Source organism: Streptococcus oralis (genome assembly GCF_019929345.1).
Lineage (GTDB): Bacteria > Bacillota > Bacilli > Lactobacillales > Streptococcaceae > Streptococcus.
The window spans coordinates 28,517-46,928 of the sequence record NZ_JAHZPJ010000008.1 but is presented as its reverse complement, the minus strand read 5'-3'; the positions used below and the strand labels follow the sequence as shown (position 1 = coordinate 46,928).

Annotated in this window: 20 protein-coding genes; 15 read left to right on the top strand and 5 right to left on the bottom strand. The window is 43.5% G+C overall.

Annotated features, from left to right (window positions below; all coding sequences use genetic code 11):
- The first annotated feature begins 397 nt into the window (after positions 1-397).
- Positions 398-1,192, top strand: coding sequence for a hypothetical protein (locus tag K1I97_RS06420; RefSeq protein ID WP_223331213.1), 795 nt, complete (start codon positions 398-400; stop codon positions 1,190-1,192).
- A gap of 21 nt (positions 1,193-1,213) precedes the next feature.
- A complete protein-coding gene (locus K1I97_RS06415; protein ID WP_223331212.1) occupies positions 1,214-2,461 on the top strand; it encodes a toxic anion resistance protein in 1,248 nt (415 codons plus the stop codon).
- 236 nt (positions 2,462-2,697) lie between these two features.
- On the opposite strand, the gene K1I97_RS06410 is transcribed toward K1I97_RS06415, so the two are convergent.
- The 3 genes from K1I97_RS06410 to sdaAB are packed head-to-tail and all read right to left on the bottom strand — an operon-like array spanning position 2,698 to position 4,907.
- Complete coding sequence (locus tag K1I97_RS06410) at positions 2,698-3,327, bottom strand: HAD-IA family hydrolase (protein ID WP_223331211.1); 630 nt, start codon at positions 3,325-3,327, stop codon at positions 2,698-2,700.
- 27 nt (positions 3,328-3,354) lie between these two features.
- On the bottom strand, positions 3,355-4,227 hold the full coding sequence (gene sdaAA / locus K1I97_RS06405) for an L-serine ammonia-lyase, iron-sulfur-dependent, subunit alpha (RefSeq protein ID WP_223331210.1): 873 nt from the start codon (positions 4,225-4,227) through the stop codon (positions 3,355-3,357).
- An 8-nt stretch (positions 4,228-4,235) separates the two neighbouring features.
- The gene (sdaAB, locus tag K1I97_RS06400; RefSeq protein ID WP_223331209.1) at positions 4,236-4,907 is read right to left on the bottom strand and encodes an L-serine ammonia-lyase, iron-sulfur-dependent subunit beta; all 672 of its coding nucleotides are present in this window, start codon (positions 4,905-4,907) and stop codon (positions 4,236-4,238) included.
- 240 nt (positions 4,908-5,147) lie between these two features.
- Here sdaAB and K1I97_RS06395 point away from each other — a divergent pair, with 240 nt between their 5' ends.
- The 4 genes from K1I97_RS06395 (at position 5,148) to mnmG (ending at position 9,624) form a co-directional block, all read left to right on the top strand.
- Positions 5,148-5,789 carry a LysM peptidoglycan-binding domain-containing protein gene (locus K1I97_RS06395; RefSeq protein ID WP_223331208.1) on the top strand — a complete coding sequence of 214 codons (642 nt, stop codon included), beginning with the start codon at positions 5,148-5,150 and terminating at the stop codon, positions 5,787-5,789.
- 195 nt (positions 5,790-5,984) lie between these two features.
- Positions 5,985-7,106 (top strand): tRNA 2-thiouridine(34) synthase MnmA, encoded by a 1,122-nt coding sequence (gene mnmA / locus K1I97_RS06390; protein ID WP_223331207.1) that lies wholly within the window; start codon positions 5,985-5,987, stop codon positions 7,104-7,106.
- A 140-nt stretch (positions 7,107-7,246) separates the two neighbouring features.
- Positions 7,247-7,702 carry an NUDIX hydrolase gene (locus tag K1I97_RS06385; RefSeq protein WP_223331206.1) on the top strand — a complete coding sequence of 152 codons (456 nt, stop codon included), beginning with the start codon at positions 7,247-7,249 and terminating at the stop codon, positions 7,700-7,702.
- Between the two features lie 8 nt (positions 7,703-7,710).
- On the top strand, positions 7,711-9,624 hold the full coding sequence (mnmG, locus tag K1I97_RS06380; RefSeq protein ID WP_223331205.1) for a tRNA uridine-5-carboxymethylaminomethyl(34) synthesis enzyme MnmG: 1,914 nt from the start codon (positions 7,711-7,713) through the stop codon (positions 9,622-9,624).
- A gap of 37 nt (positions 9,625-9,661) precedes the next feature.
- Here mnmG and rnjA read toward each other — a convergent pair whose 3' ends face one another.
- Both rnjA and K1I97_RS06370 read right to left on the bottom strand, forming a co-directional pair.
- Positions 9,662-11,344, bottom strand: a complete 1,683-nt coding sequence (gene rnjA / locus K1I97_RS06375) for a ribonuclease J1 (RefSeq protein ID WP_000331969.1) — start codon at positions 11,342-11,344, stop codon at positions 9,662-9,664.
- Between the two features lies 1 nt (position 11,345).
- Complete coding sequence (locus K1I97_RS06370; protein ID WP_000639582.1) at positions 11,346-11,579, bottom strand: DNA-dependent RNA polymerase subunit epsilon; 234 nt, start codon at positions 11,577-11,579, stop codon at positions 11,346-11,348.
- 289 nt (positions 11,580-11,868) lie between these two features.
- Between K1I97_RS06370 and K1I97_RS06365 the strand changes: the two genes are divergently transcribed.
- From K1I97_RS06365 to K1I97_RS06325, 9 genes are all read left to right on the top strand, one after another.
- Complete coding sequence (locus tag K1I97_RS06365; RefSeq protein ID WP_061454149.1) at positions 11,869-12,084, top strand: hypothetical protein; 216 nt, start codon at positions 11,869-11,871, stop codon at positions 12,082-12,084.
- A 332-nt stretch (positions 12,085-12,416) separates the two neighbouring features.
- A complete protein-coding gene (gene tsaB / locus K1I97_RS06360; protein WP_223331204.1) occupies positions 12,417-13,100 on the top strand; it encodes a tRNA (adenosine(37)-N6)-threonylcarbamoyltransferase complex dimerization subunit type 1 TsaB in 684 nt (227 codons plus the stop codon).
- Positions 13,097-13,534: a ribosomal protein S18-alanine N-acetyltransferase gene (rimI, locus tag K1I97_RS06355; RefSeq protein ID WP_223331203.1), complete on the top strand. Its 438-nt coding sequence runs from the start codon at positions 13,097-13,099 to the stop codon at positions 13,532-13,534. Before tsaB ends, rimI begins: the two co-directional genes overlap by 4 nt.
- A complete protein-coding gene (gene tsaD, locus K1I97_RS06350) occupies positions 13,524-14,534 on the top strand; it encodes a tRNA (adenosine(37)-N6)-threonylcarbamoyltransferase complex transferase subunit TsaD (RefSeq protein WP_223331202.1) in 1,011 nt (336 codons plus the stop codon). The genes rimI and tsaD overlap by 11 nt, the downstream gene beginning before the upstream one ends.
- 66 nt (positions 14,535-14,600) lie before the next feature.
- A complete protein-coding gene (locus K1I97_RS06345; protein WP_223331201.1) occupies positions 14,601-15,206 on the top strand; it encodes a hypothetical protein in 606 nt (201 codons plus the stop codon).
- A 141-nt stretch (positions 15,207-15,347) separates the two neighbouring features.
- Entirely contained in the window at positions 15,348-16,043 is a 696-nt protein-coding gene (locus K1I97_RS06340) for an AzlC family ABC transporter permease (protein WP_223331200.1), read from the top strand.
- Positions 16,033-16,356 carry an AzlD domain-containing protein gene (locus tag K1I97_RS06335; RefSeq protein ID WP_000253936.1) on the top strand — a complete coding sequence of 108 codons (324 nt, stop codon included), beginning with the start codon at positions 16,033-16,035 and terminating at the stop codon, positions 16,354-16,356. Before K1I97_RS06340 ends, K1I97_RS06335 begins: the two co-directional genes overlap by 11 nt.
- A gap of 102 nt (positions 16,357-16,458) precedes the next feature.
- Positions 16,459-17,304, top strand: a complete 846-nt coding sequence (locus K1I97_RS06330) for an amino acid ABC transporter substrate-binding protein (RefSeq protein ID WP_223331199.1) — start codon at positions 16,459-16,461, stop codon at positions 17,302-17,304.
- A 153-nt stretch (positions 17,305-17,457) separates the two neighbouring features.
- A complete protein-coding gene (locus tag K1I97_RS06325) occupies positions 17,458-18,312 on the top strand; it encodes a MetQ/NlpA family ABC transporter substrate-binding protein (RefSeq protein WP_223331198.1) in 855 nt (284 codons plus the stop codon).
- Positions 18,313-18,412: the final 100 nt, after the last annotated feature.

Genomic DNA, 18,412 nt, shown 5'->3' with positions numbered 1-18,412 from the left:
TTGACAGGTGCAATTTACTTGCTTACTGAACTCATCAATTTAAGTCCCCTTTTTGTTACCCTTTATGTTTTCTCAGCTTATTTGAATTTAATAGTTTTTGAAGAAATCAAGTTAGATTTAGAGCAGGCTTAGGCCTGTTTTTCTGTACCTAATCACTGCAAGATAACAAGATGCTTTAATTTTAAGAAATATCTTACAGAAAGCCTGCAACAGTGGGCTTTTTGCTTTGTCTTAAAAGGGTGAGTTGGAGATTCGGCTGGTATGTGGAGGATTATTTTTACTCATGGAGAATGTTTCGAGTTTTAGTGTAAAGAAATCAACCCTTTTAGGCGACTTTTCCCCTCATTTTCTGCTTTTATGCTAAAATAGATTTATAAATTGAAAATAAGGGATGTTTATGAAATCAGGTAATGTATTTTTAAAAGGCTGCCTTTATTTCTGGGGAGTATTGATTTTCTTTAGTATCTTAGCTGAATATTCTTTCCCCTTGGCTATCTGTAGTCTAATTGGTTTCGGTGCTTATGCACTTTACCGACGCAGGAGTGGTAATCGCTCTGTAGAGGATCAAATTGAACTCTTAAAAGCTCGAATTCGTCAGACTGATAAAGATATTCAGCAGTTAGAGGAGACCCTATCTGAGAAAGGATCAGCAGCCTATAAAAGTCGGTCCAAGCAAGTACTGCTTGAACTGAGTGAAATTCATCAGAAAGCCGAACAGCTTAAATCTTATATTGGTGATTCCGTTTATAGTCGTATTGATAAGAAGGTTCGCTCAGTAAGAGCAACTATCAGTGTTCAGCTAGAGCGTTTGGAAAGAGACAGCCAGATAGATATTGAAAATATGGAGCCCGAGGAAGTGGCACCAGAATTGGCTCAGACGCTTGCCAATATCGCGTGTGACCATCAGGAAATAATAAATAAAATAGAGGCATCTAACTTTGGAGACAAGGAAGAATTGGCGACCATTCATAATTTAAAGATGGAAAAATTCCAGACCGTTTTAGAGGGTTATTTAAAGATTAAGGCAAATCCTAAGAACTATAATCGATCTGAGGAACGCTTGGAACAAGCTAGAGTAGCCATTGAACAATTTGATCTTGAGCTAGATCAAGTTTTGAGAGAGCTCAATGAAACAGATATGCGCGATTTTGATATTAGCTTGCGTATCTTGGGTAAAGATCGCAAGGAATAGGGTAGACACAAAGGAGTAACCATGACAGAATTTAATTTTGATATTGATCAGATTGCCAGTAATACAGTGACCAAAGTGGACAAAACCACTGAAATCATCGGGACCAACACAGGCTCAGCCCAGACCATCACCTTTCTTGAAAAGCTAAGTCCTGAACAGCAAGAGGGAATCAAGGTGCGCGTGCCCCAGTTGGTGGATCAGTTTGTCACAGACCAAAATGCCCTCTTGGACTTTGGTCAATCAGCTGTGGAAGATGTCAATAGTACGGTGAACCGTATCCTGACCGAGCAGAAGAAACTGCAAATTCCGCAGGTGGATGATCTCCTAAAAAATACTAACCGCGAACTCCAAGGTTTTGTAACCAAATACAAGAATGCTGAAATTGCAGAATTGGAAGAAAAGCCCAACTTTTTGCAACGATTGTTTAACAAGAGCAAGAATACGCTACAAGAATTTTACTTTGACTCAAAAACAGTTGAACAAAAACTAGATGGTATGGCAGCTGCAGTGGTCAAGCAAGAAGATGTGCTTGCTCGAAATATTGTTTCTGCTGAGATGTTGATTGAGGACAATACCAAATCCATTGAAAATCTAGTCGGTGTGATTTCATTCATCGAGGCCAGTCAGGCAGAAGCTGGTGGTCGTGCTGCAGAATTGAAGGCTCAAGTTGATCAATTAGATGCAACAACGGTAGAATATCAAACCAAGTCCCAAGAGTTGGCCCGTATGGCAGAAGTGGTCAATACACTGGAACAACAGCATACAGAGTATGTCAGTCGCCTTTACGTAGCCTGGACGACGACCCCGCAAATGCGTAATCTCGTCAAAGTTTCATCAGACATGCGCCAAAAATTGGGCATGCTTCGCCGCAATACCATTCCAACAATGAAACTCTCGATTGCCCAACTTGGTATTTTGCAACAATCAATCAAATCAGGTGCCGTGGCGGATGCCATTGTCAATGCCAATAATGCAGCCCTTCAGATGCTAGCTGAAACTAGTAAGGAAGTGATACCGCAGATAGAGAAAATTGCCCAAAGTCCAACAGTAGCTGTCGAATCGGTGACCAAGCTAGCTGAAAGTCTCGTCGCTCAAAATCAAGGCATCGTTGCTGCCATTGAGTTGGGACGCCAGAAACGTGCTCAACTAGAAACAACCATCGTTGAGTCAGCTGCAGTCATTAACGATTCTGTTAAACTTCGCGATGAAAAAATTATTCAAGCCCTTCTGGACCAAGGAAAGGCCGCTCAGAAAGAAGTACAAGAATAACAGAGATGTGGACAAGACCAGTAGATGGGAGTCAAGATAAGAGGATAATGTTTAGGTAAATAAAGGGACCTTTTGTGCCCTCTAGTGGCCGCTCGACTCCTCAGAGTACTGGTGGGTGTATGTTGCGAATCTGTTAATCTGTTTTTCCGTTTCATTCTGGTCATTTACTAAGGATGACCCTATATAAAAAATACTCCTCAACCTAGTTTACTAGTGTTAGGAGTATTTTTATATGATTAGAGCTGGCTAATGATATCATCAATGGTATGGGCAATCCAGTCAGGCTGATAGCTGAGTAAATCAGCCTCCTCTCCAAATCCCCAAGTAACAGCGACCTTTTTAATGCCAGTTTCTTGGGCTCCAATCATATCAAACTTGGTATCCCCAATGATGAGGACTTGGTCTGCAGGGAGTTGATGCGTTTGCAAGGCGTAACGGATGACATCCGCCTTGTGTGGCGTTTCAGGACTAGAGCCGTAAATGCCATCAAAGAAATGATGGATTCCCAGATTTTTAGTCATATCATGAGCAGTAGGAGTATTCTTTGTTGTAGTGATGTAGAGAGGGTAGTTTTGTGAAAGTTCTTGGAGTAATTCCGTTATTCGGGGGAAGAGTTGGGCTTCGTGGATTCCTTTTTCCTTGTAGTAAGAGCGGTATATCTGGACGGCCTCCGAGATTTGTTCCTTGGGAAGACATGTTGCAAAACTACTTTCAAGGGGTGGTCCCATGAAACCACGAATGGTTTTGGCATCAGGGCTAGGTACTCCTAGTTGTTCAAAGGTGTAGGTGAAGGCATTGTGGATCCCGGTGGAACTGTCAACCAGGGTTCCGTCTAGATCAAAAAAGATTGCTGAGATAGAGGGCATAGTTTCTCCTAATAGATATAGATAAGCTTATTCTCCGAAGATTTCTTTTTGTAGGCGACGACCAGTAGGTGTAGCGGCGAGTCCACCCTCAGCCGTTTCACGAAGGGCAGTTGGAAGACTTGATCCGACTTGGTACATGGCATCGATGACTTCGTCAACAGGGATCTTAGACTCGATACCTGCCAAGGCCATATCTGCCGCTATAAAGGCAAAGCTAGCCCCCATAGCATTTCGTTTGACACATGGAACCTCAACCAGACCAGCGACGGGATCGCAGATGAGGCCCAGCATATTTTTAATGACAAAGGCGATGGCTTGACTAGCCTGATAGGGGGTCCCACCTGCAGCCAAGGTTAAGGCTGCGGCACTCATGGCAGAGGCAGAGCCAACTTCGGCCTGGCAGCCACCTTCAGCACCTGAGATAGAAGCGTTATTTGCGATGACTAGTCCAAAGGCACCAGCAGCAAAGAGGAAATCCAGCTGTTCTTCGTGACTGAGGTCTAGTTTTTGGATAGCAGCAGTGAGAACGGCTGGCAAACAACCAGCACTTCCTGCGGTTGGAGTAGCGCAGACCAAGCCCATCTTCGCATTGTGTTCATTGACCGCGATGGCATTTCGGGCTGCTGATAGGATGGTAAAGTCCGACAAGGCCTTGCCACTTTTGAGATGGCGGTCTAGTTTGGCCGCGTCTCCGCCCGTTAGGCCACTACGGGATTTATTTTCACTGAGACCGAGCTCGACAGAGGCTTTCATGACTTCTAGATTGCGTTCCATGAGAAGGAGAACTTCTGGCCGTTCTCGACCGGTTAATTGATATTCTGTCGCAATCATGAGTTCTGCGACATTTCCTTGGAAGTCTAGATCTGCTTGCTCGACCAATTCTTTGATAGAATAAAACATGTTTCCTCCTACTTAAAGAAATTGACATTGTGGAGATGAGGGATTTTTCGGATTTCTTCAATCGCCTCTTCGCAACTTCGACTATCGACTTCGATAATCATGATGGCTTTTTCTCCAGCTTTTTCTCGAGTCACATTCATCTGAGCGATGTTGATATCGAAACGAGAGAGGGCTTCAGTAACATGGGCAATCATACCTGGAACATCCTGATGCACGATGATGATGGTCGGTGTGTTCATGTTGAGAGAGACAGCAAAGCCGTTAAGTTCCGTAACTTGGATATTTCCCCCACCGATGGAAATTCCTGTCACACTGATGGATTTGTGTTCATTCTTCACAGTAATTTTAGTGGTATTAGGGTGAGGAGCGTTGCTGTCTTTCTGAATGGTCCAGACAATCTTGATACCATGTTTATGGGCAATCTCGAGACTATTTGGAATGTCAGGATCGTCCGTATCCATACCTAAAATACCCGCAACGAGAGCAAGGTCTGTCCCGTGACCACGGTAGGTCTTGGCAAATGAATTAAATAATTGGAATTCGACTTCTGTTGGCGTATCGTCAAAGATGGAGGAGACGATTTTCCCAATACGAACAGCTCCAGCAGTATGGCTACTTGATGGGCCAATCATGACTGGTCCGATAATATCAAAGACAGATTGAAAACGAAGTGATTGCATCTGTTTCCCCTTACAAAGATTCTTATATCTATTATATCAAAGAATGAAGTTCTGTGCTTATTTCCCTTATAAAACTGAAAAAATGGATAGAAATGGTATAAAATTTGGCCTTTTATGACAAAAATATCAATGTTTCAGTAAATATAAAATATTTTTGTAATATTTCTACACAAAATCGTTAAGAAACGGTAATATTCAAACGGTATGATAGAAGCATAGTAAAAAGGAGAATTTTCAGAAATGACATTAACAACTAAAAAAATCAAATCAACTCTTGCAGGAGTAGCAACATTACTTGCTTTCTTTGCGCCTGTACTTGCTTCTGCGCAAGAAACTGTAACTTATACAGTTAAACCAGGTGATACTCTTTCAGAAATCGCTGAGAAGTACAACACTACTGTTGAAAAATTGGCAGAAAAAAACAATATCAAAGATATTCACCTTATCTATGTGGATCAAGTTTTGGTTATCGAAGGAACAGCTTCATCGACAGCAACTGCAACTTCTGCAACAACCTATGAAGCACCAGTTGCTACAGAAGAAACAAGCGAAGCTACAACTTATGAAGAAGTTGCTGAAACAACAACTTACGAAGCACCAGCTGCTACAGCCAGCACTTCTTATGAAGAAGAAAGTTACACAGCTTCAACTGTAAGTGGCTCTGAAGCAGAAGCCAAAGAATGGATCGCTCAAAAAGAATCAGGCGGTAGCTACACAGCTACAAACGGACGTTATATCGGACGTTACCAATTGACAGATTCATACTTGAACGGCGACTACTCAGCTGAAAACCAAGAACGTGTAGCAGATGCTTACGTTTCAGGACGTTACGGTTCATGGACAGCTGCCAAGAACTTCTGGCTTAACAACGGTTGGTATTAAGAATTAGCTAACAGAAAAATATGTAAAAGTCGAGGAAATCCCTCGACTTTTTGTATGCTTTTCTACATGTGTTCTCATCCCTCCCTTGTCTTCTTCTTTAAAGCATGCTATAATGAATCTTGCTCAAGCGACCTTCAATCGTTGAAGCACACACGACCTTCAATCGTGAATAAACGAATAGATGGGAGACTTACCATGAGTGATAACTCTAAAACACGTGTTGTCGTGGGGATGAGTGGTGGTGTTGATTCGTCGGTGACGGCTCTCTTGCTCAAGGAGCAGGGCTACGATGTGATCGGTATCTTCATGAAGAACTGGGATGACACAGATGAAAACGGCGTCTGTACGGCGACCGAAGATTACAAGGATGTGGCTACGGTGGCAGACCAGATCGGCATTCCTTACTACTCTGTTAATTTTGAAAAAGAGTATTGGGATCGCGTTTTTGAGTATTTTCTAGCGGAATACCGTGCAGGGCGCACGCCAAATCCAGATGTTATGTGTAACAAGGAAATCAAGTTCAAGGCCTTTCTGGACTATGCCATGACCTTGGGAGCAGACTATGTAGCGACGGGGCATTATGCTCGAGTGGCGCGTGATGAGGATGGCATCGTTCACATGCTTCGTGGCGTGGACAATGGCAAGGACCAGACCTATTTTCTCAGCCAGCTTTCTCAAGAACAACTCCAAAAAACTATGTTCCCGTTGGGACATTTGGAAAAGCCTGAAGTTCGCAGACTAGCAGAAGAGGCAGGCCTCGCGACTGCCAAGAAGAAAGATTCGACAGGGATTTGCTTCATCGGAGAAAAGAACTTTAAAAACTTTCTCAGCAACTACCTACCAGCTCAGCCTGGTCGTATGATGACTGTGGATGGACGCGATATGGGTGAGCATGCAGGTCTTATGTATTATACGATTGGTCAGCGTGGTGGTCTCGGTATCGGTGGACAACACGGTGGTGACAATGCCCCTTGGTTCGTTGTCGGAAAAGACCTCAGCAAGAATATCCTCTATGTCGGACAAGGCTTCTACCACGACTCGCTCATGTCAACAAGCCTAGAAGCCAGTCAAGTTCATTTTACTCGTGACATGCCTGAAGAGTTTACGCTAGAATGTACAGCTAAATTCCGCTACCGTCAGCCTGATTCTAAGGTGACAGTACATGTCAAAGGAGATAAGGCAGAAGTTATCTTTGCGGAACCGCAACGCGCGATCACACCAGGACAGGCAGTTGTCTTTTACGATGGCGAAGAGTGTCTTGGTGGTGGTTTGATTGACAATGCCTACCGCGATGGACAAGTTTGTCAGTACATTTAGATTGACAAATTCTCTCAATTTGCTACAATAATAAAAGCAATAGAAATGATGGTCAAAGCTCATGGATGTTGCAGGCTTTTTTGTCCTGCACTCCTTACGAGTTTTGACTGTTTTTGTGTCGTTTAAGGGAAAGGACAGAAATGACTCAACAAGACTTTCGGACAAAAGTGGGAAATACTGTTTTTGGTGTTCGAGCAACAGCTTTGATTCTCCAAAATGGCAAGATCCTAGTTACCAAAGACAAGGGCAAGTATTACACTATCGGCGGTGCGATTCAAGTCAATGAAAGCACGGAAGACGCGGTAGTCCGTGAAGTGAGAGAAGAACTGGGTGTCAAAGCTCAAGCTGGGCAGCTAGCTTTCGTGGTTGAAAATCGTTTTGAACAGGACGGTGTTTCCTATCACAACATCGAATTTCATTACCTGGTGGACTTACTTGAGGATGCCCCGTTGACCATGCAGGAAGATGAGAAAACACTGCCCTGTGAGTGGATTGACTTGGATGAGCTCCAGAATATCCAGCTAGTTCCAGCCTTTTTAAAAACAGCCCTACCAGATTGGGACGGCCAACTAAGACACATTCATCTTGAAGAATAGGAGAGAAAATGACTTATAATTTTACGGAAGAATACGATATTATTGTAATCGGTGCGGGGCACGCTGGGGTGGAGGCATCTCTAGCTGCTAGCCGTATGGGCTGCAAGGTCTTGCTTGCGACCATCAACATTGAAATGTTGGCATTCATGCCATGTAATCCCTCTATCGGAGGTTCTGCCAAGGGGATTGTCGTGCGTGAAGTAGATGCCCTTGGTGGCGAGATGGCCAAAACCATTGACAAGACTTACATCCAGATGAAGATGCTCAACACAGGGAAGGGGCCAGCTGTCCGTGCCCTTCGTGCGCAAGCTGACAAGGAGCTTTACTCTAAAGAAATGCGCAAGACAGTTGAAAATCAAGAAAATTTGACCCTCCGTCAAACCATGATTGATGAGATTTTGGTGGAAGATGGTAAGGTTGTCGGTGTTCGTACAGCGACCCATCAAGAGTATGCTGCCAAGGCTGTTATCGTGACGACAGGGACTGCCCTCCGTGGGGAAATCATCATCGGAGACCTCAAGTATTCGTCAGGTCCTAACCACAGTCTAGCTTCGATTAACCTAGCTGATAATCTCAAGGAACTTGGGCTCGAAATCGGCCGTTTCAAGACAGGAACTCCTCCACGTGTCAAGGCTTCCTCTATCAACTACGATGTGACAGAGATTCAGCCAGGGGACGAAGCGCCTAATCACTTCTCATATACTTCACGTGATGAGGATTATGTCAAAGATCAAGTTCCATGCTGGTTGACCTATACCAATGGTACCAGTCATGAGATTATCCAAAACAACCTCCATCGTGCGCCTATGTTTACAGGTGTAGTTAAGGGTGTAGGTCCTCGTTACTGTCCATCGATTGAGGATAAGATTGTGCGCTTTGCAGACAAGGAACGTCACCAACTATTTCTAGAACCAGAAGGGCGTGACACTGAGGAAGTATACGTTCAAGGTTTATCAACCAGTCTTCCTGAGGATGTCCAGCGCGAGCTAGTTCATTCCATCAAAGGGTTGGAAAATGCAGAAATGATGCGAACGGGTTATGCTATTGAGTACGACATGGTCTTGCCTCATCAGTTGCGTGCAACTCTGGAAACCAAGAAAATCTCAGGACTCTTCACTGCTGGTCAGACCAATGGAACATCAGGTTACGAAGAGGCAGCAGGTCAAGGGATTATCGCTGGTATCAACGCCGCTCTGAAAATCCAAGGCAAGCCTGAGTTGATTTTGAAGCGTAGTGACGGCTATATTGGAGTGATGATTGATGACTTGGTGACCAAGGGTACCATTGAACCCTACCGTCTCTTGACTAGTCGTGCTGAATACCGCCTCATCCTCCGTCATGATAATGCAGATATGCGTTTGACCGAGATGGGACGTGAGATTGGGCTTGTTGACGATGAACGCTGGGCTCGTTTTGAAATCAAGAAAAATCAATTTGATAATGAGATGAAACGCCTAGACAGCATCAAACTCAAGCCAGTCAAGGAAACCAATGCTAAGGTTGAAGAGATGGGATTCAAACCATTGACAGATGCGGTGACAGCCAAGGAATTCCTTCGCCGTCCAGAAGTTTCTTATCAAGATGTGGTGGCCTTTATCGGGCCAGCTGCAGAGGACTTGGATGACAAGGTCATTGAATTGATTGAAACAGAGATCAAGTACGAGGGTTATATTTCTAAAGCCATGGATCAGGTTGCCAAGATGAAACGCATGGAAGAAAAACGCATTCCGGCCAATATTGACTGGGATGACATTGACTCGATTGCGACTGAAGCTCGCCAGAAGTTCAAACTCATCAATCCAGAAACCATTGGCCAAGCTAGCCGTATTTCGGGAGTAAACCCAGCAGATATTTCCATTCTCATGGTCTATCTGGAAGGTAAAAATCGTAGTATTTCGAAGAATCAAGAAAAGAAAGCATAGAGAAAAACAGCTCCGAAGACGGGGCTGTTTTGTTGATTTATTCTTCTTCGTCTGGTGTGAGGATCATAGGGATAATGATCGGTTCACGTTCCGTATTTTCATAAAGGAAGGGACGAATAGCGTTGACAATGGCACCATTGACAGATTGGATGCTAGCATCCTTATTTTTCAACGCGATACGAATGGCATTAAAGAGGATGCGCTGGCTTTGGCGAATCAAGTCACCAGACTCTCGCATGTAGACAAAGCCTCGGCTGAGGATGTCTGGACCAGACAGAATCATTTTAGATTTGAAGTCAACAGTTGCGACTGCAAGTACGACACCGTCTTCAGATAGATCACGACGGTCTTTGAGGACAGCAGCGCCGATTTCACCGATACGATTGCCATCGACATAAATGTCTTGGGCATTGAAGTGACCTGCGATACGAGCAGAGTTAGCAGTAAGGGCAAGCACATCACCATTGCTCATGATAAAGATATTGTCCTTCTCGACACCAGTATCCACCGCTAGTCCAGCATGGACTTTCTGCATACGGTATTCACCATGAACAGGCATGAAGTATTTGGGCTTGATCAAGCGGAGCATGAGTTTTTGCTCTTGCTGACCACCGTGTCCAGAGGTGTGGATATTGTTAATCTTACCATGGATGACTTCGACACCAGCTTCTGAGATAATATTAATCAGTTTGTTGACGCTAGTAGTATTTCCAGGGATTGGGCTAGAAGAGAAGATAACGGTATCGCCGGGTTGGAGTTGCACCTGACGGTGTGTTCCGTTAGCGATACGAGAGAGGGCTGCCATCGGCTCACCCTGACTACCTGTACAAAGGATCAGAACCTCGCCTGCAGGGTAGTCCTTGATTTCATTTGGCTCGATAAAGGTTCCCTTGGGAGCTTTGATGTAGCCAAGCTCAATTCCGTTGACTATAGCCTTTTCCATAGAACGACCAAAGACCGCAATCTTGCGTCCAGTCTTAACAGCAGCATCTGTTGCTTGTTGGAGACGGAAGATATTTGAGGCAAAGGATGCAAAGATGATACGTCCTTCAATGCCTTGGATGATCTTCATGATAGACTGGCCAACGACTTTTTCAGAGTTGGTAAAAGTTGGCACTTCCGCATTTGTCGAGTCAGAGAGGAGACAGAGCACTCCTTCTTCACCAAGGGCAGCCATACGGTGCAAGTCTGCAGGCTCTCCAACTGGCGTGAAGTCGAACTTGAAGTCACCCGTACAGACGATTTTACCTTGAGGAGTATGAATGACAATCCCCAAAGGCTCTGGAATGGAGTGAGTAGTTCTAAAGAAAGTTGCCTTGAGATTTTTAAAGGTCAACTCAGTGTTGTGGTTGATTTCGTAAAGTTTGGCGTTGCGCAAGAGGCCGTGTTCTTCGAGTTTTCCACGGATCAAAGCCAAGGCAAGTGGTCCAGCGTAGATAGGGACATTTGCTTGCTTGAGCAGGAAAGGAATCCCACCGATGTGGTCCTCGTGTCCGTGTGTAATCAAAACGGCCTTGACGCGGTCAATATTGTCCACGATGTAAGAGTAGTCAGGGATAACGTAGTCGATACCCAGTAAGTCATCTTCTGGGAATTTAATCCCAGCATCGACGATGATAATCTCATCTTGGTATTCAATTCCGTAAGTGTTTTTCCCGATTTCTCCCAGACCACCGATGGCAAAAACGCCGACTTCTTCAGGTTTAAGAGTGTAGGCCATATTAGAACTCCGTAATTTCGAAGGCGCCAGTTTCTTTTTCGTAATCTAGCAATTTGTCAGACAAGAGTTCGATATACTCGATATTGTACTCTGGGCGGTTTTCTTCGACAAGTTGGCGAGCAGCGATACGGCCCTCAAGTTCTGAGTTGGCATCGATGTCTAGGTAAAGTGAGCGTGTTGTTTCACGACGTGGGCTACGTTCTTTTGTTTCTTGATAAAAAACTTTGTAAATCATATCGTTCCTTTCTATTTACAGGTCAGCTTATTCCAAACTTTTAGTAGAGATTTGCTTGATTTCATTCCATTTTGTGTCTAGATTGACCTTGATTCGTTACAATTATTTCAATTATACCATAAAATGAAAAATTAGTAAAAGACAGAAAACGAGAAAGTCGGGAGGGAAAGGAGGGCAAAAAGATAGATAGGATTTGGTTGGAGAGCACTTAGGTGTTATAATGGAAAGAGAAAGGGAAGTTTATGGACGGGAATATTCCCTATAGCTTTTAAAACAAGGAGGATTAAGAATGTTTAGTTTGTTTGAATTTGCAGTAGGGGTTCGCCTCTTGATGTTTGTAATTTTTGTAGCCTGTGTCTATGGTGGAAATCTTATTTTTACGTATCTAGAACACCGCAAAACAAAATTCCTTTGGAAGCTTGCTTTTGTGACGCTCTATTCAATTTTTCTCCTTCTTGTAACCTATGTTGTCTGGTTTGTTTTTTACTTTGGTTTAAATGCTTAAGCTCCAGTTATTCATCTAAGTATACAGAAAATCCACCCCGTATTGATAGAGGGGCGGACTTTTCTATTTTCAGATGATATCCTTATGTTTACGATGATGATCTCTCGCATCGAAAATCGAGTTGCAACATATATGACTTATCCAAATTTCTTATGAAGATCCTTTCAAATTCCTTGTTCACTTATATATTTGGAAAAGATAGGAAAAAACTACAACTTTTTTTGCCTTCCTCTTTGTTTAAGTGGCAGGGCTTTTTGTTTGGGGCAAAGAAAATTCCCATGCGTCAGCTTTTGTAGTATAATAGTAAACAGACCAAAAGATAGGAATGTGTTATGAAAGTATTAGCTTTTGATACGTCCAGCAAGGCTCTTTCTCTAGCCATTTTAGAGGATAAGCAGGTTCTTGCTGAGACCACGATCAATATCAAGAAAAATCACAGTATAACCCTTATGCCAGCCATTGATTTTTTGATGGCGAGTTTGGACTGGACTCCCAAGGACTTAGATCGCATCGTGGTAGCAGAGGGACCAGGTAGCTACACAGGTTTGCGAATTGCGGTAGCAACTGCTAAGACCTTGGCTCATACCCTGAACATTGAGTTAGTTGGTATGTCGAGTCTCTTGGCTCTGGTGCCACGTCAGCAAGAAGGCTTGGTGGTTCCTATCATGGATGCACGTCGCAACAATGTTTATGCAGGATTTTATGAAAATGTCAAGGCTGTCTTGCCAGAAGCGCATTTATCTTTTGAAGAGGTGTTAGAAAAAGTCAAGGATGCTGAACAGGTAACCTTTGTCGGAGAAGTTGGTGTCTTTGTGGAACAAATTCAAGAGCATCTGCCACAAGCTAACTACCAAGAAACCTTGCCAAGTGCAGCTAATCTAGCTCTTTGGGCCTGGGACAAGGAAGCAGACTCCTTACACGACTTTGTGCCCAATTACCTTAAGCGTGTCGAAGCTGAGGAAAATTGGCTGAAGAATCACACCGAGTCTGGCGAGTCCTACATTAAACGCCTATGATAGAGATCAAACGAATCCAACAGCAACCTGACTTGGCTCTAGCCATCTATGCTGTCATGGCAGATGTTTATCCAGTCAGCCCTTGGACGCTGGAACAAATCCAAGCAGACCTGTCCCAAGACCAGACTTGGTATGCTCTGGCTTATGATGGAGCAGAAGTGATTGGATTTCTAGCCGTACAGGAGAATCTCTTTGAAGCAGAAGTCCTACAAATCGCTGTCAAACAAGCCTATCAAGGTCAGGGAATTGCGTCAGCCTTGTTTGCGACACTGCCGACGGATAAGGAGATTTTCCTTGAAGTCAGAAAGTCAAATCACCGAGCGCAAGCATTTTACAAGAAAGAAAAGATGGTGATCATCGCTGAGCGAAAGGCCTACTACCATAACCCAGTCGAGGACGCCATCATCATGAAGAGAGAAGTAGATGAAGGATAGATATATTTTAGCATTTGAAACGTCCTGTGATGAGACCAGTGTCGCCGTACTGAAAAACGATGATCAGCTCTTGTCCAATGTCATTGCTAGTCAAATTGAGAGTCACAAACGTTTTGGTGGCGTAGTGCCAGAAGTAGCCAGTCGTCACCATGTTGAGGTTATTACAGCCTGTATCGAGGAGGCACTGGCAGAAGCAGGAATTACCGAAGAGGACGTGACAGCTGTTGCAGTTACTTATGGACCAGGCTTGGTCGGTGCCTTGCTAGTTGGTTTGTCAGCTGCCAAGGCCTTTGCTTGGGCTCACGGCCTTCCGCTTATCCCCGTTAATCACATGGCTGGTCACCTCATGGCAGCTCAGAGTGTGGAGCCTTTGGAGTTTCCTTTGTTGGCACTCTTGGTCAGCGGTGGCCACACAGAGTTGGTTTATGTTTCTGAGGCTGGCGATTACAAGATTGTTGGGGAGACACGAGACGATGCAGTTGGGGAGGCTTATGACAAGGTCGGCCGTGTCATGGGCTTGACCTATCCAGCAGGTCGCGAGATTGACGAGTTGGCCCATCAAGGTCAGGATGTTTATGATTTCCCACGTGCTATGATCAAGGAAGACAATCTGGAGTTTTCATTCTCAGGTTTGAAGTCTGCCTTTATCAATCTTCACCATAATGCCGAGCAAAAGGGAGAAAGCCTGTCTACAGAGGATTTGTGTGCGTCCTTCCAAGCTGCAGTTATGGACATTCTCATGGCTAAAACCAAGAAGGCTTTGGAAAAATATCCTGTTAAAACTCTGGTCGTGGCAGGTGGCGTGGCAGCTAATAAAGGCCTCAGAGAACGCCTAGCAGCCGAAATCACAGATGTCAAGGTCATCATCCCGCCTCTGCGTCTTTGCGGAGATAATGCGGGTATGATCGCCTATGCCAGCGTCAGCGAGTGGAACAAAGAAAACTTTGCAGGCTTGGATCTCAACGCCAAACCAAGTCTCGCTTTTGATACGGTGGAATAAAGAGTCAGCTAATTGTTGACTCTTTATTCTTGGACAAATCCTAGCCTTTTTTTGTATAGTAGATATATGAAAATTACAAAAATAATCAGTAGTTTGCTTGCTCTTGGAGCTTTACTCATGCTTTTATCAGCTTGCCAGAATTTTAAAAAGACGCAACTGGTCTTGTTTGAATCCCTTTCTTTCGGTATGCCTGTTAAATCCTTTGAAGAAGTATTTGGAGAGGCTAGTGAAGAGGTGGAAGAAGAGGAACTGGCCTATCGCGATACTTGGCGTGCAGAAAATCCTTATTTCTATAAAATAGGTCGCCTTTTCTATCACTATGAACAGATTACTTTGAAAGGCTATACTGGCCGAGCAAGATTCACATTTTCAAAATCACATCGTTTGGAAGAAGTGACGGCTCATTTCCCCGTTACCTCAAAAGCTGAGCAGCAAGCATTGCTCTTTAACTTATCCCAGACTGTAAAAAAAGAACTTGAAGCTCTTCCAGATTACCAATCCATGGCAACTGATACAGTAGGACTCTATGATGACGGCTATCGCTATAAAGTCAAGCTGGAAGGAAAAAGGAAAGAACTCTGGGTCGATGTTTATCCGACAGAAGATGGGTCTGTTGAAAGCCAAGTCGATAAGTACACTATCCGAGTGGATCAGTTTCTTATGTATCAATAAGCAAGTAATGCTTTTTAACAATGTTTGCGAACTACTAGTTTCAAACTCTAAACTTTTTTCTCTTCCTTGAATATGTTATAATAGTCCGTGTTGTGGCTGTGATGATGAACAGCCTCAATTGGAGAAAATATGAGGAGAAGGATGAAAGAAAAAGGATTTTGGGAAGGTGTTCAGGCGGCCATGCCGACTGCCCTTGGCTATGTCAGCATTGGTCTGGCTTGTGGGATTATTGGCGCGCCCTATGTGACACCTGTTGAGATGGGCTTGATGAGCCTCTTTGTTTATGCTGGGAGCGCCCAGTTTGCCATGCTGGCACTGATTGCGGTTCAAGCGCCTGTGGTAGCTATTGCTATGACAGTCTTTTTGATCAACTTGCGACTCTTTTTGCTGAGCTTGCATGCGTCGACTTATTTCCGTCATACTAGTCTCTGGCAAAATATCGGCATGTCCAGTCTCCTTACAGATGAGACTTACGGGGTTTTGATGGGAGAATTAGCCCATACAGACAATGTCAATCCTATGTGGATGCATGGGAACAATCTCAATAGTTATGTAGCCTGGTTTATTGGGACAGTGGCGGGAACGGCTTTAGGTGGTCTTCTTCCAAATCCTGAGGTCTTTGGATTAGATTTTGCTCTTGTGGGGATGTTTATCGGGATTTTCACTTCGCAATTTCAGATTATGCAAAGAAGGGTTTCTGTTCGCAATCTGCTGATGATCCTATCAGTGGTTGCGGTATCTTTCTTTTTGCTCTTGACAGTGGTATCTCAATCACTAGCTGTTTTGTTTGCGACCTTGCTAGGTTGTACTATGGGGGTAATCTTAGATGGTCAGTAAGTATCTTTTATTAGCAGTTATTTTCTCTGGCTTGGTGACTTGGATTCCCCGTATGATTCCCTTCATCTTAGTCAAGTACAAGGGGTTGCCAGCAATCGTCGAGCGTTTTTTGAAGTTTTTGCCTGTTTCTATTATCTTTGCTTTGATCCTTTCAAGTGTAGTGACAGGCAAGGTTGGGAGTCTTCCTCAGATCAAGTGGCTGGACTTCTTGGCAGTCTTTCCAACGGCTTGGGTAGCCTTTCGCTACCGCAATCTAGTGGGCACTGTTCTTTTTGGAGTGGTCTTAATTGCAGTCTTGCGTCTGGTCTTTTAGTCAGCCATAAAAAAAACCTATCACCGAGATAGATATCATATAATAGCGAAAAAAATTATTTTCTGATAAGATAGTAAGGTATTCTATTTTGGAGGAAATGACATGAAAAAAATCGTCAAATATTCATCTCTTGCTGCTCTAGGACTTGTTGCCACAGGTGTACTAGCAGCTTGCTCAGGTGGAGATAAGAAAGATACTGCATCGAGTGAAGCGGCAACACCTGGTAAGAAGGAAATTGTCGTAGCGACTAACGGATCACCAAAGCCATTTATCTATGAAGAAAATGGTGAATTGACTGGTTACGAGATTGAAGTAGTTCGCGCTATCTTTAAAGATTCTGACAAGTATGATGTTAAGTTTGAAAAGACAGAATGGTCAGGTGTCTTTGCAGGACTTGACGCTGACCGCTACACTATGGCTGTAAACAATCTTAGTTATACTAAAGAACGTGCGGAGAAATACCTCTATGCAGCACCTATTGCCCAAAACCCTAATGTCCTTGTAGTGAAGAAAGATGATAACAGTATCAAATCTCTCGATGATATCGGTGGAAAATCAACAGAGATTGTTCAAGCGACTACATCAGCTAAACAGTTGGAAGAATATAACAAACAACACGCAGATAACCCAACTATCCTTAACTACACCAAGGCAGATTTCCAACAAATCATGGTACGTTTGAGCGATGGACAATTTGATTATAAGATTTTTGATAAGATTGGTGTTGAAACAGTTATCAAGAATCAAGGATTGGACAACTTGAAAGTCATCGAACTTCCAAGCGACCAACAACCTTATGTTTACCCACTTCTTGCCAAAGGTCAAGATGAGTTGAAATCGTTTGTAGACAAACGTATCCAAGAACTCTACAAAGACGGAACGCTTGAAAAATTGTCTAAACAATTCTTCGGAGACACTTACCTACCAGCAGAAGCTGACATTAAATAGTCGTATGAAATCATCCAGTCTGAGAAAGGTGGATGATTTCTCAATTTTTAGACATATAGTTTCAAACTATATGTCTGCCTATCTAATAACAATTTGCGAAATCAAATAAAGTATGAGATACTATTACGGTATTATTTTTAAGGAGAAAGAATCATGAAAATTAAAAAATGGCTCGGTGTAGCAGCGCTTGCTACAGTCGCAGGTTTGGCTCTTGCAGCTTGCGGAAATTCAGAAAAGAAAGCAGACAACGAAACAGTTGTCAAAATTGCAACAGTTAACCGTAGCGGTTCTGAAGAAGCGCGTTGGGATAAAATCCAAGAATTGGTTAAAAAAGATGGCATTAAATTGGAATTCACAGAGTTCACAGACTACTCACAGCCAAACAAGGCAACTGCTGATGGCGAAGTAGACTTGAATGCTTTCCAACACTACAACTTCTTGAACAACTGGAACAAAGAAAACGGGAAAGACCTTGTAGCGATTGCAGATACCTACATCTCACCAATCCGCCTTTACTCAGGTAAAAATGGGGAAGAAAACAAGTACACCAAAGTGGAAGAAATCCCAGATAACGGTGAAATTGCTGTACCAAACGATGCAACAAACGAAAGCCGTGCGCTTTACTTGCTTCAATCAGCTGGTTTGATCAAATTGGATGTTTCTGGAACTGCACTTGCAACAGTTGCTAACATCACAGAAAATCCAAAGAACTTGAAGATTACTGAATTGGACGCTAGCCAAACAGCTCGTTCATTGTCATCAGTTGATGCTGCTGTTGTAAACAATACCTTCGTTACAGAAGCAAAATTGGACTACAAGAAAGCACTCTTCAAAGAACAAGCTGATGAAAACTCAAAACAATGGTACAACATCATCGTTGCGAAAAAAGATTGGGAATCATCACCTAAGGCTGATGCCATCAAGAAAATTATCGCAGCTTACCACACTGATGAAGTGAAAAAAGTTATCGAAGAAACATCAGACGGTTTGGACCAACCAGTTTGGTAATAAGACACAGGGAGGTGGGAGAGAGTTTCCACCTCTTGCTTTTGTATAGAGAGTTGATTTTAAAGAGGCACTTGTTGTCGTTTTGAGGACGCAAGTACGT

Bases quoted from the DNA above. Each gene is read 5' to 3' on its own strand.
- sdaAB (WP_223331209.1), bottom strand. From the start codon at position 4,907: ATGCAATCACTTCGTTTTCAATCTGTCTTTGATATTATCGGACCAGTC.
- rimI (WP_223331203.1), top strand. From the start codon at position 13,097: ATGATAGAGATCAAACGAATCCAACAGCAACCTGACTTGGCTCTAGCC.
- tsaB (WP_223331204.1), top strand. From the start codon at position 12,417: ATGAAAGTATTAGCTTTTGATACGTCCAGCAAGGCTCTTTCTCTAGCC.
- K1I97_RS06385 (WP_223331206.1), top strand. From the start codon at position 7,247: ATGACTCAACAAGACTTTCGGACAAAAGTGGGAAATACTGTTTTTGGT.
- tsaD (WP_223331202.1), top strand. From the start codon at position 13,524: ATGAAGGATAGATATATTTTAGCATTTGAAACGTCCTGTGATGAGACC.
- K1I97_RS06330 (WP_223331199.1), top strand. From the start codon at position 16,459: ATGAAAAAAATCGTCAAATATTCATCTCTTGCTGCTCTAGGACTTGTT.
- mnmG (WP_223331205.1), top strand. From the start codon at position 7,711: ATGACTTATAATTTTACGGAAGAATACGATATTATTGTAATCGGTGCG.
- K1I97_RS06410 (WP_223331211.1), bottom strand. From the start codon at position 3,327: ATGCCCTCTATCTCAGCAATCTTTTTTGATCTAGACGGAACCCTGGTT.
- sdaAA (WP_223331210.1), bottom strand. From the start codon at position 4,227: ATGTTTTATTCTATCAAAGAATTGGTCGAGCAAGCAGATCTAGACTTC.
- K1I97_RS06325 (WP_223331198.1), top strand. From the start codon at position 17,458: ATGAAAATTAAAAAATGGCTCGGTGTAGCAGCGCTTGCTACAGTCGCA.
- rnjA (WP_000331969.1), bottom strand. From the start codon at position 11,344: ATGGCCTACACTCTTAAACCTGAAGAAGTCGGCGTTTTTGCCATCGGT.
- K1I97_RS06370 (WP_000639582.1), bottom strand. From the start codon at position 11,579: ATGATTTACAAAGTTTTTTATCAAGAAACAAAAGAACGTAGCCCACGT.
- K1I97_RS06345 (WP_223331201.1), top strand. From the start codon at position 14,601: ATGAAAATTACAAAAATAATCAGTAGTTTGCTTGCTCTTGGAGCTTTA.
- K1I97_RS06395 (WP_223331208.1), top strand. From the start codon at position 5,148: ATGACATTAACAACTAAAAAAATCAAATCAACTCTTGCAGGAGTAGCA.
- mnmA (WP_223331207.1), top strand. From the start codon at position 5,985: ATGAGTGATAACTCTAAAACACGTGTTGTCGTGGGGATGAGTGGTGGT.
- K1I97_RS06420 (WP_223331213.1), top strand. From the start codon at position 398: ATGAAATCAGGTAATGTATTTTTAAAAGGCTGCCTTTATTTCTGGGGA.
- K1I97_RS06335 (WP_000253936.1), top strand. From the start codon at position 16,033: ATGGTCAGTAAGTATCTTTTATTAGCAGTTATTTTCTCTGGCTTGGTG.
- K1I97_RS06340 (WP_223331200.1), top strand. From the start codon at position 15,348: ATGAAAGAAAAAGGATTTTGGGAAGGTGTTCAGGCGGCCATGCCGACT.
- K1I97_RS06365 (WP_061454149.1), top strand. From the start codon at position 11,869: ATGTTTAGTTTGTTTGAATTTGCAGTAGGGGTTCGCCTCTTGATGTTT.
- K1I97_RS06415 (WP_223331212.1), top strand. From the start codon at position 1,214: ATGACAGAATTTAATTTTGATATTGATCAGATTGCCAGTAATACAGTG.